General features: G+C 64.6%; 15 protein-coding genes and 1 pseudogene. 6 read left to right on the forward strand and 10 right to left on the reverse strand.

Annotation, left to right across the window (positions count from 1 at the left end; translation table 11 throughout):
• Positions 1-6: 6 nt before the first annotated feature.
• From ACH2EI_RS19725 to ACH2EI_RS19745, 5 genes are read right to left on the reverse strand one after another with little or no spacing between them, the layout of a single operon-like run.
• Positions 7-273 carry a hypothetical protein gene (locus ACH2EI_RS19725; protein ID WP_395153904.1) on the reverse strand — a complete coding sequence of 89 codons (267 nt, stop codon included), beginning with the start codon at positions 271-273 and terminating at the stop codon, positions 7-9.
• The gene (locus ACH2EI_RS19730) at positions 270-716 is read right to left on the reverse strand and encodes a (2Fe-2S) ferredoxin domain-containing protein (RefSeq protein ID WP_395153903.1); all 447 of its coding nucleotides are present in this window, start codon (positions 714-716) and stop codon (positions 270-272) included. Before ACH2EI_RS19730 ends, ACH2EI_RS19725 begins: the two co-directional genes overlap by 4 nt.
• Complete coding sequence (locus ACH2EI_RS19735) at positions 713-1,936, reverse strand: ABC transporter substrate-binding protein (RefSeq protein ID WP_395153902.1); 1,224 nt, start codon at positions 1,934-1,936, stop codon at positions 713-715. Before ACH2EI_RS19735 ends, ACH2EI_RS19730 begins: the two co-directional genes overlap by 4 nt.
• Entirely contained in the window at positions 1,933-2,784 is an 852-nt protein-coding gene (locus ACH2EI_RS19740; RefSeq protein ID WP_395153901.1) for an ABC transporter ATP-binding protein, read from the reverse strand. Before ACH2EI_RS19740 ends, ACH2EI_RS19735 begins: the two co-directional genes overlap by 4 nt.
• Positions 2,781-3,839, reverse strand: coding sequence for a FecCD family ABC transporter permease (locus ACH2EI_RS19745; RefSeq protein WP_395153900.1), 1,059 nt, complete (start codon positions 3,837-3,839; stop codon positions 2,781-2,783). Before ACH2EI_RS19745 ends, ACH2EI_RS19740 begins: the two co-directional genes overlap by 4 nt.
• 204 nt (positions 3,840-4,043) lie before the next feature.
• On the opposite strand from ACH2EI_RS19745, the gene ACH2EI_RS19750 reads away from it, so the two are divergent.
• The 5 genes from ACH2EI_RS19750 (at position 4,044) to ACH2EI_RS19770 (ending at position 7,477) form a co-directional block, all read left to right on the forward strand.
• A complete protein-coding gene (locus ACH2EI_RS19750) occupies positions 4,044-5,033 on the forward strand; it encodes a CobW family GTP-binding protein (protein WP_395153899.1) in 990 nt (329 codons plus the stop codon).
• A gap of 10 nt (positions 5,034-5,043) precedes the next feature.
• On the forward strand, positions 5,044-6,090 hold the full coding sequence (locus ACH2EI_RS19755; RefSeq protein ID WP_395153898.1) for a WD40 repeat domain-containing protein: 1,047 nt from the start codon (positions 5,044-5,046) through the stop codon (positions 6,088-6,090).
• Positions 6,091-6,093: 3 nt separating this feature from the next.
• The gene (locus ACH2EI_RS19760; RefSeq protein ID WP_395153897.1) at positions 6,094-6,612 is read left to right on the forward strand and encodes a Fur family transcriptional regulator; all 519 of its coding nucleotides are present in this window, start codon (positions 6,094-6,096) and stop codon (positions 6,610-6,612) included.
• A gap of 77 nt (positions 6,613-6,689) precedes the next feature.
• Positions 6,690-6,941: a hypothetical protein gene (locus ACH2EI_RS19765; RefSeq protein WP_395153896.1), complete on the forward strand. Its 252-nt coding sequence runs from the start codon at positions 6,690-6,692 to the stop codon at positions 6,939-6,941.
• Positions 6,938-7,477, forward strand: a complete 540-nt coding sequence (locus tag ACH2EI_RS19770; protein WP_395153895.1) for a helix-turn-helix transcriptional regulator — start codon at positions 6,938-6,940, stop codon at positions 7,475-7,477. Before ACH2EI_RS19765 ends, ACH2EI_RS19770 begins: the two co-directional genes overlap by 4 nt.
• Positions 7,478-7,537: 60 nt before the next feature.
• On the opposite strand, the gene ACH2EI_RS19775 is transcribed toward ACH2EI_RS19770, so the two are convergent.
• The 5 genes and pseudogenes from ACH2EI_RS19775 to ACH2EI_RS19795 all read right to left on the reverse strand — a co-directional run bounded on the left by ACH2EI_RS19775 (position 7,538) and on the right by ACH2EI_RS19795 (position 12,968).
• Positions 7,538-7,852: a TMEM165/GDT1 family protein gene (locus ACH2EI_RS19775; protein ID WP_395153894.1), complete on the reverse strand. Its 315-nt coding sequence runs from the start codon at positions 7,850-7,852 to the stop codon at positions 7,538-7,540.
• A pseudogene (locus ACH2EI_RS19780) lies at positions 7,852-8,061 on the reverse strand (TMEM165/GDT1 family protein); the annotation flags it as partial. The gene ACH2EI_RS19775 and the pseudogene ACH2EI_RS19780, both read right to left, overlap by 1 nt.
• A gap of 106 nt (positions 8,062-8,167) precedes the next feature.
• Positions 8,168-10,834, reverse strand: a complete 2,667-nt coding sequence (locus ACH2EI_RS19785) for a GTP-binding protein (RefSeq protein ID WP_395161277.1) — start codon at positions 10,832-10,834, stop codon at positions 8,168-8,170.
• Positions 10,831-11,835: a WD40 repeat domain-containing protein gene (locus ACH2EI_RS19790; protein WP_395153892.1), complete on the reverse strand. Its 1,005-nt coding sequence runs from the start codon at positions 11,833-11,835 to the stop codon at positions 10,831-10,833. Before ACH2EI_RS19790 ends, ACH2EI_RS19785 begins: the two co-directional genes overlap by 4 nt.
• Positions 11,832-12,968: a GTP-binding protein gene (locus ACH2EI_RS19795; RefSeq protein WP_395153891.1), complete on the reverse strand. Its 1,137-nt coding sequence runs from the start codon at positions 12,966-12,968 to the stop codon at positions 11,832-11,834. Before ACH2EI_RS19795 ends, ACH2EI_RS19790 begins: the two co-directional genes overlap by 4 nt.
• 49 nt (positions 12,969-13,017) lie before the next feature.
• Between ACH2EI_RS19795 and rpmB the strand changes: the two genes are divergently transcribed.
• A partial coding sequence (gene rpmB / locus ACH2EI_RS19800; protein WP_395161279.1) for a 50S ribosomal protein L28 occupies positions 13,018-13,145 on the forward strand: 128 nt, incomplete at its 3' end.

Here is a 13,145-nt window from a genome sequence, read left to right on the forward strand (position 1 = left end):
GACCGGTCAGTGTGCGTGGGGCCCGTCGTCGATGGCTGCACGCACATCGTCGACACTGACCTCGGCCACCGGCTTGTGGATCTTGTACTGGACGGTGACTCCATCGCCGAGCAGCGCAATGACGGTTTCGATCGGCGGGCAGCCCGGTTCGGTGCAGTCCAACTCGGTCACCATCACCGTCAGGTCTGGGTCGTCGATGAGATCACGCACCAGCGCCTTCACACGTGCGGTGTCGCTGGGGTCGCGTTTCGGACCGAGGCCGGGCAGCGTCACGACGACCGCCGGGGCTGGATCGAGACGAACTCCGTGACCGGCGCATCCGCAGGCTCGTGCGATATCTCCGTTGTCTCCGTGATGCCCTTGGTGTCGAAGACGAACAGGTCGATGTCGGCGGGGATCGGCATGGGCGCACCCTCTCGGATCCAGGTGTCGATGGAGTCGACGACGGCGTCATCGAGGACCTTACCGATCCAGAACGATCCGGAGCCGGGTGTCTTGACGACGATGACGTTCGACTGGGAGCACACGTCGAGGCAATCCACCGTGCGACACCTCCCTCCCACCGACGCCGCTGCCACCGCGAGACGATCGCGGATTCCGGCGTGGTCGACACCGGGATGTTTGCGCTCGGTGCCGCAGCAACAGGCGTCGCAGAGCAGCACGCTGATCTGCGCTCGCCGCCGGTGCCGACGGCTCGGGCTGGTCCGGGCGCTCATGTCGAGACCGGTGACAGTCCGAATCCGTCGGTGCCAACCAGGTCGGCGAACTCGTCGGGGTAGAGCATCGCGGCAAGCGCTTCGATGCCATCGACGATCCGGATGCCAGGGTTGACCGCCTCTTGCGGCAGGACCAGGAACCGCTCGTTGGCAATCGCCGGAACGGTGTCGACGCCATCGACGGACGACATGAACTGGATCTTCTGTTCTCCGGTCTGGCCGTCGCCCGCCGAGCCGTAGTCGGTGACAACGATCACTTCGGGTTGTGACTCGACGAACGCCTCCCAGGACACCGTCCCCCACATCTCCAGCAGGTCCTCGAAGACGTTGACAGCGCCGGCCTTGCGGTACAGCTCGGGCACGATCGTCAAGCCGAGTCCGCCACCGGGTGCGTCCTGACCGAATCCGTAGCTGAACACGGGGACCGGGTCGGCGTCGTCGGGGATGCGTTCAGCGACCTGGGCGAGTCGTTCGTCCCAGTGCGCGATCAACGCTTCGGCGCGCTCGGGGACGCCGAAGATGTCGCCGATTGCTCGCACATCGCCGTACCACTCCTCGATCGAGGCAGGTGCCAGCGTGTCGTCGATGCGTCGGCATGACTCGGCCAGCACATAGCTCTGGATGCCGAGGTCGGCGAGAATTTCGGGGTTGATCTCATCGGCGTTGAAGCCGTAGTTCCAGCCGGCGAACACGAAGTCGGGGTCGGCGCCGAGCACCGGTTCGAGCGTGAAGTAGTCGTCGCCGAGGCTGGTGACTGCGGCGTAGTCGTCGTCGAACGCGGCGAGCCGCAGGCGTGGCCCGGCGGCGCTGTAGGCCGCCATGTTGTCGGCAAGGCCGAGGGCGAACATCAACTCGATCATGTTGTCGTCGTTGACAACCGCCCGCTGAGGGGCGGCGTCAAAGGTGACCGGCTCCCCGCACGACTCCACCGTCACGGGATAGTGATCGACCGGCGGCACTGCAGCCGGCCACGCGAAGTCGGCGGTCACCGGGGGCAACGCTGTCGAAGCATCGGGCACCGACGAACCGGTCTCGGTCGAACTGGGCTCGGTCGAACTGGGCTTGGTCGAACTGGGCTCGGACTCGGCTGGCTCGGCGGATTGCTCGGGCACCGACTCCAATGCGGCTTCCTCGCTGCCGCAAGCCGCGGCGGTGAGCAGCAGTGCGACGGCGGCCACGGCGGAACGGGGTCGACGGGAACGGTTGGTGGGATTCTTCATGATGGTGCTCCTCGAAGCAGTAGTGGGTGTTCCAGATCTGGTGCGGTCGGTGCCGGCGCTGTTGAGGTCGTGCAAGGGGCGGCGAGTGTGGAGAACAGCAGCCGAATTGCGCCGGTGCGGGGGTGGACGACCCGGTCGGTGGTCACGCCGAAGACGGGGGTGATCACGTCGTCGACGAACACGTCGTCGGGCGTGCCGTGGGCCACGATGGCGCCGTTGTCGAGCACCACGACCTCGTCGCAGAACTCGGCTGCGAGATTGAGGTCATGGAGTGCAGCGATCGTCGTGGTGCCGAGCGACTTGGTGAGCGTCAAGAGTTCGAGTTGATGGCGGATGTCGAGGTGATTGGTCGGTTCATCGAGGATGATGATGTTGCCCTGCTGGGCAAGCGCCCGTGCGAGCAGCACCCGTTGCTTCTCGCCGCCCGACAGCGTCTGCCAACTCCGGTCCGACAGGTGAGCGATGTCGACCTGGTCGAGGGCGTCGTCGACGAGGCGATCGTCGGCGGAGGTCGGGCGGGCAAGTGATCGCTGGTGTGGAAGACGGCCCAGCATCACGATCTCGTGGACGGTGAATTCGAGATCCGTCGGAACTTCCTGAGCAACAACAGCAATCTCTCTCGCCACAGCCCGTGCGCTGAACGAAGCGATGTCGCGCTCGTCGAGTGATACGACGCCCCTGATTGGAGCGAGGACGCGGTAGATCGACTTGAGCAGCGTGGACTTTCCGCTGCCGTTCGGTCCGACGAGCCCGACGAAGCGGCCGGTGTCGACGGACAGGTCGAGCCCGTCGATGAGCAGCCGCTCGCCGACGAGGACGCCGAGTTGGTCGACACGGAGATGGCTCATCGCAGCAACCGTCGGTCACGGTGGCGCATCAACACGATGAAGACCGGGCCACCGACCAGTGCAGTGATGATGCCGACAGGAATCTCTTGAGGTGCGGCGACGGTTCTCGCGGCGATGTCGACCCAGATCATGAACAGCGCTCCGAGCAGGGCGCTGACGACCAGCACCCGACGGTGTAGCCCGCCCACGAGGGCTCGAACGGCGTGAGGGACGACGAGCCCGACGAACCCGATCGCCCCGCTCACCGCAACGAGCACGGCGGTGAGCGCAGCTGTGATGATGAACAACTCGATCCGCAGGCGTCCGACCGCCACCCCGAGGGTCGTCGCCGCGTCGTCGCCACTCGCCAAAGCGTCGAGCATTCGGGCCCGCACGAAGAGCACGGCCACCGCTCCTGCCACCGCCACGGCGGGGATCGGCAGGATCGACCAGCGGGCCCGACCGAAGCTGCCGAGGAGCCAGAACAGCACCTGCTGGGCCGCTCGGGGATCGGCTTGGAACACCAGGAAGCTCGTGAGCGCGGACAGCACGTATCCGATCACCACACCGCTCAACACCAGCCGCAGCGGGTCGAGTCGTCCGGAGCGTTGCGCGATGAGGTAGACGACGGTCATCGACGCCATTGCAGTGATGAACGCCGCGGCCGAGATGCCGAGGCTGCCGAGGCTGCCGAGGCCGGCGAAGACGCCGAACAGGATCACCATCGTCGCCCCAACCGACGCACCTGACGACACCCCCAGTACGTAGGGGTCGGCGATCGGGTTGCGGACCAGTGCTTGAACAGCGACACCGGCCACGGAGAGCCCCGCGCCGACCAGTCCGGCGAGCGCGACTCGTGGCACCCGGAGTTGCCAGATGATCTGCTGCTCGTTGCTCGGCACCGAGGTGTCGCGGCCGGTCACCTGAGCAATGACCACCTCCCAGACCGTCGACACCGGGATTCGCACCGACCCGATCGCAACGCCGACGACCAACGAGGCCAGGATCAAGACGCTGAGCGCCACCACCAGCACCGGCAACAGGCGAGGATGCAGCAGCCCGGTCGACCGCGCCACACGACGGCTCGCACGGGGCGTCCCGGACGGCGAAACGCGAGAAGAAGGAAAGGTCGAGGTAGCGATGATCGAATCATAATGAGAGTGATTCTTATTTCCACAAGTGTCGATGATTTCTTCGCCGAGCATCTCGCCGACGGCGCCGCCACCTCGGGTCGGACATTGCTAGTAGTAATGAGAATCAAAACGATCTAAGCTGCGGCCATGTCCCAATCCACGAAGGTCCCCGTCACCGTCCTCACCGGCTTCCTCGGGGCCGGCAAGACAACCCTGTTGAACCACATCCTCACCGAGCAGCACGGCAAGCGGATCGCCGTCATCGAGAACGAGTTCGGTGAGATCGGTATCGACGACGCCCTCGTCCTCGACGCCGAAGAAGAAATCTTCGAGATGAACAACGGGTGCATCTGCTGCACCGTGCGCGGCGACCTCATCCGCATCCTCGGCAACCTGATGAAGCGTCAGGACAAGTTCGACCAGATCGTGATCGAGACCACCGGGCTCGCCGACCCAGCGCCAGTGGCCCAGACATTCTTCGTCGACGACGAGATCTCCAGCCAATTGCGCCTCGATGCAATCGTCACCGTCGTCGACGCCAAGCACCTCATCACCCACCTCGACGACGACAAGCCCGAAGGCATCGAGAACGAGGCCATCGAACAGCTCGCGTTCGCCGACCGAATCGTGTTGAACAAGACCGATCTGGTCGACGATGCCCAGTTGGCCGAAGTCGAGCGCCGCATCCGCGAAATCAACTCGTTCGCACCGATCGTGCACACGACCCATGGCAAAGTCGACCTCGACGCCATCCTCGACGTCGGCGCCTTCGACCTCGACCGGGTCCTCGCCGACGAGCCCGGCTTCCTCGACCCCGACGCCGAGCATCAGCACGACCTCACCGTCACCTCCGTCGGCATCGAAGCAGCCGGCGAGGTCGACAGCGACCGTCTCAACAAGTGGCTCGGAACCCTCCTGCGCGACAAGGGTGTCGACATCTTCCGTTCGAAGGGCATTCTCGCCATCGCTGGGATGGAGGAGCGCTACGTGTTCCAGGGCGTCCACATGCTGCTCGACGGGCAAGCCGACCGCCTGTGGCGCGATGGCGAGTCGCGCACCAATCGGCTCGTGTTCATCGGGCGCAACCTCGACCGCGACGAACTCGAGGCCAGCTTCCGCTCGTGCCTCGTGAAATGAGCGAGTTGACATGAGTGCACTGATCGGAGCTGCCCACTGGAACACCAGCCTTGCCGACTACGCCTCGGTGCTGGCACCGTCGAGCGACGGCAGCGTCGTGTTCGCCGGCGGACTGTCGGGCGAAGCGCTGCTGCTCGACGCCGACACCGGCGACACGATCGAGAAGCTCGCTGAACACCCCTTTGGTGTGCTGACTGCGGCGTGGTCCACCGACGGTCGCACCCTTGCGGTCGGTGGCCACGACAAGGTTGTCCGGCTCTACCGCTACAACCCTGCGGAACGCCACATCGAACCCGTCGCCGAGATCGCCGTCGATGGCTGGGTTGCTCGGGTCGCATGGTCGCCGAGCGACGACGTCGTCGCCATCGGAGCCGGACGCCGACTGACGCTCGCCGACTCGAACGGCGCCGAGCGTCAGAGATTCGAGCCGGTCGACTCGACCATCACCGCCGTCACCTGGTCGACCGACGGCCAACGCGTCGGCGTCGCCGCATACGGCGCAGTGTCGTGGTACGACCCCGACGACCTCGACGCAACCGGCCCCAAGCGCCAACACCGGTGGAAGGGGTCGATCCTGTCGCTGGAACTGTCCCCGGACGGCAAATGGGCATGCGTCGGAGCGCAGGACGCCAGCATCCACCTCTGGAAGCTGTGGTCCGGTGACGACCTCTCGATGTCGGGCTACCCCGCCAAGATCGAACACCTCGCGTTCCGCCACGATTCGCGGTGGATGGCATCCGCGTGCCTCGGCGAACTGACCGTCTGGGACTTCTCGAAGCAGGGGCCGCGTGGCACCGCCCCCGCCAGCGGCGAGGTGCACACCCGACACATCTCAGCAATGGCCTGGATGTCGAACGGCGACCTGCTGGTCACCGGCGGCGCCGACGGACGCGTCGTCGTGTGGCCGTCACCACGCAAGCAGCGCCAAACTCTCGCCCCGCTCGACGTGAGCGAACACGCTGTCGGCGTCAGCCACTTGTCGTGGCGGCCCGGCACCGACGAGCTGTTCATCGCCCGCGTCGACGGGCTCGTCGAAGTGCGAACGATCGACCACTGACCCATGATCACCCAGTCAGAGTCGACCGCTATTCTTCGTGATGTCAAGGGTGCTGAAGGCCCTCTCGATGCCGATGAAATCACTGCATCCGGTGCGCTCGATCGCCTCATCACTGCACGTCTCGCCAGACACGACCTGCGCTACACCACCCGCCGGCGCCAACTCGTCGCCGTGCTCCTGCGCACTGACCGGCCGGTGACGCTTGGCGAACTCCTCGACCTTGCGGCGGGTACCCCGCAGAGTTCGGCGTACCGGAACCTCTCGCTCCTCGAAGAAGCCGGCGTGGTGCGCCGCCTCGTCCATGCAGGTGTCGATGCGCACTTCGAACTCGCAGAAGATCTGATTGGACACCATCATCATCTCATCTGTGGTTCCTGCGGCGTCGTGGAGGACTTCACCCTGCCCGCCGAGATCGAGCGGGCGCTGCGTCGAGCATTCGACAGCATCACTGAAGACACCAGGTTCGAGGCGTTCCGCCACGCCGTCGACGTCTACGGCCGCTGCTCCACCTGCCCCGCCTGACACGCTCGGATCAGGTGCAGGGTGACGACGACCTCCACTCCGTTGACAGGAAACAACATCTGTTGTATCCTGTCAACATGGCTCGGGCTCGACATGCCAAGAAAGAGGTCGAGTCAGCTCTCACCGAGCTGACAGACGCGGGCTGGAGCGTCGAAACAACCAAGTCCGGACACCGATGGGGTGTCGCTCGATGTAGCGAAGCGAGCCGCTCTGGCTGCCAGATCTCGATCTGGTCCACACCCCGAAGCCCGGGCAACCACGCCAAGGCGATCAGACGGGCGCTCGACCAGTGCGCCCATGACCAACCAGAGAACGAGGAGCAAGCATGACGAACCACACGTTCACCCTCATCATCGAGGCCCCAGACCTCCAGAGTGACGAACTCATCGATCAAATCTTCGAAGCGGGCTGCGACGACGCACTCATCGGCCGGTCGAACGGGATCCAGTACGCCGACTTCGACCGAGAAGCCGACACCTTTGACAACGCCATCCTCAGCGCAATTGCCGCCCTCGAGTCGATCGAGGGCGTCAGGGTCTCCCGACTGGCCGACGCCGGCGTGATCTCCATGGCTGACATCGCAACGAGGACGGGTCGAACCCGGGAGAGTGTTCGGTTGCTCGTCAACGGCGAACGGGGCCCAGGGGGCTTTCCACCACCGGTCACCGACCCCAGGAGCAGATACCGGCTCTGGCGATCCGACGAGGTCGATCACTGGTTCCGCAGCGTCCTGGGCAGCGAACTCGGTGACGCCCACGCAGATCATTTGCGCGCTGCTATCAATGCCGGGCTCGACTTGCGACGCCACCGCACTCACCTTCGGAACTCCTCCGACGCTGACTTGCGAACCCTGGTCGGCCTGTAGCGGCCTGTGTTCGTCTCCCCTGGCAGACGAAGCGTTCGACGATGAGCGTTCTCGTTTCGTTCAGACATTCAGGGAAATCAAGACGACATCGAACAAAGCAAACAGGATCGCTGACCAGATCGTGAGCGCACGCTCGGGGAGTCGATCACCGATCATCCGTCCGACGACGACCCCGACAAAACCGGCACCGATGATGCCGACCGTGGCACCGACCCACACCAGCAATGCCTGCCCGTTCGCAGCGAGAGTGGCCGTGGCGAGCATCGTCTTGTCGCCGAGTTCGGCGACAAACATCATGGTCGCGATCAAGATCACCAGCCGACCCAACGTCATGGGGTGCTCGCCTCCGGCCGACTCGGCAGCGGTCTCAGTCACTACGGCCTGCCCAGCACCAGACTTCGCTCGGACCACACCGTCCAGAGCGCGAACGCGATGAACAACACCCCCCCCCCCACGCCGATGAGTTCCTCTGGGAGTGTCGCGCCGAGCAGACCTCCAACGATCACCGACAGCGTGATCGATGCGACATGGGCGAGCGCAACACCGGCAAGCACCGTGCTGGTGCGGTGTCGGGCGCCGAAGCCGAGCGCGACGAGTTAGGTTTTGTCGCCGAGTTCGGCGATGAACACGACAAAGATCGCAGTGAACAGTTCGGTCACGGTTTCTCCGAAGCTCGGAAGTACTACCCGATCACACCCCGTCGTCTTCTCGGTCACCGTCGTCCCACAACGGGAGCGGGTCGGGCAGGTCGGCCCACCCGGCAAAACCCAGTTCGATCTCGTCGCTCGTGAGCACACACGCATCGAGCGCCGCCGTGATCTCGTCGTGGTCCATGTCGATGCCGATGAACACCAACTCGGTCATCCGGTCACCAAGCAGTGGGTCCCACCGGTCGTCGAGGTCGGCCAACTCATCGCGTTCGAGTTCCCACTGCTCACGCGGGATCGTCGCCATCCACGGCGATGAAGGTTCGAGCGTGACCGCAGCGCCGGCATGGTGCCAGATCGCTTGGATGTCGGGTCGTGTTGCGACCCAGAAGAAGCCTTTGGAACGCAGCACCCCGTCCCAGCCGGACTCGGTCAACAGATCGAACAATCGGCCGGGGTGGAACGGCCAGCGCGACCGGTACACGAAGTTGGTGATCCCGAACTCTTCGCTCTCCGGGATGTGTTCGCCGTTGAGCGCTTGAGCCCAGCCGGGAAATGCGCCCGTCGAATCAGGATCGAAGCGCCCACTGCCCAGCAGTGTCTCGATCGGCAGCCGCCCGAACGGTGCGACCTCGATCTGCGCCGACGGGTTCAAGGTCTGCAGGAGTGCCACGATTCGTTCGCTGTCGTCGGTGTCGACGATGTCGGTTTTGGTGAGCACGATCAGGTCGGCGAACTCGATCTGGTCGACGATCAACTCGGCAATGGTGCGCTGGTCGTCTTCGTCGCGGCCGATCCCGAGTTCGGCGAGTTCGTCGACCTCGTCGAAGTAGTCGAGAAGCCGGTGGGCGTCGACGACAGTGGTCATCGAGTCGAGATGGGCCCGCCCGAGCAGCGACAGTTCATCTTCGGTGTCGAACAGGAACGTCGCGGCAACCGGCAGCGGTTCGCTGATTCCGGTCGACTCGATGACCAGGTGGTCGAAGCGACCCTCGTTCGCGAGCCGACCCACCTCGATCAGCAGGTCGTCGCGCAGTGTGCAACAGATGCAGCCGTTGGTCATCTCGATCAAGCGTTCTTCCGTGCGGTCGAGTCGCACGTCACCCGCGACGAGGGCGCCGTCGATGTTGATCTCACTCATGTCGTTGACGATCACCGCAACTCGGCGACCGTCGCGATTGTTCAGCAAGTGATTCAGCAGTGTCGTCTTGCCAGCACCGAGAAAGCCCGAAAGCACGGTGGTGGGGAGTGATCGGAAAGGAACGTCCGTGGTGGTTGAAGTCGTGGTGGTCAAGGTCATGGTGGCCTGCACAGTCAGGGGTGTCGGGGGCGGGGTTTTGTCGTCGGATGAGCGCACAGGTGAGAGGTGCGATGGCTGCTTGGAGGGCAGTGTGGATGCGAGGTTCGGGTCGTCGGTTTCGAGATCGATGCCGGTGAGTGAGTACGTGATCCGCCGGGCGCCCTGGCGTGCACCCCAGAGATTTCCGGCGGCCGGACCGAGTTCGACGGTGGCCAGGCGCCCGGTGACGTGGATTGGCAGGCTACCGATCCGCAGATCAGGTCCGGTGACCGGGAATCCTTGGACGATCGAGATGCGGTCGCGGAGACCGGCGAGTGCGGGCACTGCGTCGAGCGTCGGGGTCGTACCCGTGGCGAGCCAAACCTGATCAGCAACGACGGTTCGCGGTTCGGACGTCGAGCTCACGATGCTGAGATGGTGGCGTCGACCGTGCGCTGAGTCAGTAGCTGTCGGACCGCCATCGCGAACCTCTGTGATCTCTCCAACCTCGGCGCCTTCGAGAAGTGTGACTGCACCGCTGTCGAAAAGACTGCGCAACTCGACCAGCATCCATGGCGGGATGGTCCCGCCGCCCCGCGCTGCTCGGGCGACGGCCAACCGCTCGCCTGGATCCTCGATGGTGTCGTACCGATCCAGTTCCTTCGGGCCGAGCCATCCGGGGTCGGTGTCGAAGCTGCGTTCCGTGAGCTGCCGGCGAACCACGAGCGTGACGTGTGCGCCTCGTTGCGCAGCGCCGCACACGAGGTGCGCTGCAGTCAGCCCGGCTCCGACGACCACGATGTAAGCGCCCGTGAGGTCGCCGACTCGGCGCAGGTCCACCTGGGCGGCGAGTTGGATGGTGCCAGGCCCGCCAACGCTGTCGCCACACGGACCGTTCTCGGCGAGGTGGCCGAGTGCCCAACCCGGAATGTTCGCCTGACACGGATTGCAGGCGAGCACCAGACGGTCAGCCATCAGCGTCGTGCGCTCGTGGCACGAGTCCACTGTCACGCTGCATCCCTCGGTGCCGTCGCTCTCGGTGCAGGATGTGACGTCGACGACAGTGCCCGTCATGAGGAGAGGTTCCAGATCGAGCCACTCGATCAGGTCGCGGCAGAACCATGCGAACGTTTCCGTTGTCGGCAGCCCGTAGGGAAGTCCACTGGTGGGGAGCCGGTGGGTCGCTGTGTGAGATCTCAACAGACCCCCACGTGGCGCGGGGTGGTGCACGGCCGGCGATCGGAGGTTGGTGATGTCGAGCCGAGCGAACTGCTCGGCCCACGCACTCATCCACTTCCCCGTCGGATCGACGACCACAAGACGATCGCGCAGCCGCGGTGCCGCGGTGAGGAGGTGGACGACGGTCGCCAAGCCATGTGGGCCGGCACCGGCGATGACGATCGGTGCAGTGTTGTCGAGCGCAGCATTCATGCCAGTGCGCCAGCGGTGATGTCCGCAACGAGGAGCTGTCCCGACACCGCACCGCAGGCAAGGCGGCGCCCCGAGGCGTTCCACGCAATCGCCGTGATCTCGCTGTCGAGTCGAAGCGTCGAGACCGGGTACTCGGTGAGCAGCGGTGACCAGATCTGCACCACTCCGTGCGCGTCGCCGGTTGCCAAGAAGCCACACTCGCTTGATTCGAGAGCGGTGATCGCGGCGTCGTGGGCCACGACGCACGTCGGTTCGTCTGCCACATCACCGTTCGATGCGATTGCCCATGTGGTGAGTTCGTCGTCGGCAGCGGCCACGACCGTTCGTCCATCAGCTGACAGGGCCAGGTGGCGCACCGGGTCGCAGTAACCGGTGAGTTCGATGCCGTTGCCGAGGTCATGCAGTTCGAGCACGTGAATGATTCCTGCGAGGTCACTCACGACGAGTCGGCCGGCAGCAGCTCGCGACGCCACTGCGACGACGCCGGGCAGTTCGAGACGTGTGTCGACGCATCCGAGCGCCGTATCGACGAGTGCGAGTCCGCCTGTGCCTCCAAGTGCCCACAGGTTTCCACTCACGTGGGAACACGCATGAGTGACCCCGATGCCCGTCCAGATCACCTCGGGCGTGCGGTCGAGGGCGGGGTGCCCGAACACTCCGATTCGCCCGTTGCCTGCGACGACCGTGCGCCCAGCGTGCGTGCCGACCCTGCGTGCACCTCGAAACGGAAGCGGTTGTTCGCTGTCGAAGCCCGCTGTGACCAAGCCAGCGAGTGGATCGACGATTACGAGCGCCCGTTCACCAAGCCACATTGCATCGCGTGGGTCAGGGGTCATCGGGGCCGTCACCCGATCAGGGTTCTCGACGAGTGCTGACCCATTTGCCGCAACTGCGAGCAGTCGCCCGCGGGGTGACCAGTCCAGGATACGAACCGTGTCTGGAAGCTCGACTGTCCAGTCCACTTCGGCCGCCGTCAGGAAATGGTCGGCCAACGGGATCACTGCGCCAACTCGATTGTCTCAAAACTCTCAGCGAGCGATTGATGATCGAGTGCACGCCCGACGAGTATGACCACGCTCTCCTGACGACTCTGATCGGCCTCCACCGTTCCTTCCGCGCCGCCTCCTTCGGGTTGGCTCCTCATTGCGGAGCGACTTCCTCGAACGCACACTCTGGGCTCGCAGGTGGAAACACACAGTGCTGCTTGGAACCGGAGGAGACGGGAGGGTGATTCAGCGACAACCCGGTCGAGCCAGGCGTCAGTCGCATCGGGATCGAGGACGCCTCGACGGGTTAGCACGATGGTGCCGACCGTTGCGGCGTGATGTCTGCAGTTCGGTGCATGCGTTACTTGCACGACCATCCCAACCGGCCCGAGTCCGGGCCCGGCAGTGCGTTCGAGACATGCCGGGGAGTGACCGTTCCATGCGTCGAGGTCGACCAGGTCCTCGATGTGGGCAGCAGCCGACTGCCCGCAGACGACCTTCCCAATGCGGTTGATGATCTGCAAGGCGCTCGACACTTGTGCAGACGCCGCCGTGGTCAACAACTCCGAGCCGTTCACGACAATGCGATCCGCAACGGCAATCGCCGCTTCGCGTGGCCCGGTCCAAAGATCAAGACCACAGGCGAGACGTGTCGAAGCAGCGCATGCGTCGACCTCGACGACCAGGCCGTCGAGATACGCGAGCCGCTCGATCTCGCTGTCTGCCTGCAACGTGTGGATGACCGTGACGACATCGATCGCCGAGTCGTCGTCGACCAACGAGTTTGGCCCGGTTGGCGGCTTCCGATCGACGACCACGACCAACCGGCGAGGGGGTGAGCGGCGAAGCACAGCGTGGCGCACGGCGTCGATGAGGTCGACCCGGATCTGGCAACACTCACAACCCGGAGTACGGCTCGTCACGTCGGCCGCGGTCAGCAACGCACGACCGACGCGGACCAGACCCAGCAAGCCAGCAAACGCGAGCGTCTCGTCCGTTGCTATCAGCACAGTGTCACAGTCGGCTGCGAATGACCGGAGTAGTTCGACGCTCTGGTGTTCCGGTGCAAGCAACGTGATCGGCACCTGCGGTCGTGTGTTCTGCGGCCCGACTCCGGGTTCGTACGGCGATGGCTTCAGAAACTCCACGAGCCCCACTCTAGTAGTAATGGTTCTCACTCCGTTGTATGATTCGAGCATGTCTGGAACCTGTCAGCTCCTCGGGAAGAAGATGTCGTTCGGGAAGTCGGTGTCGCACTCGCACCGCCGAACGAGTCGCACGTGGAAGCCCAACATCCAACGCAAGCGCTACTGGCTGCCCTCGGA

Source organism: Ilumatobacter sp., assembly GCF_041688325.1.
In the GTDB taxonomy this organism is placed as follows: Bacteria; Actinomycetota; Acidimicrobiia; order Acidimicrobiales; family Ilumatobacteraceae; genus Ilumatobacter_A.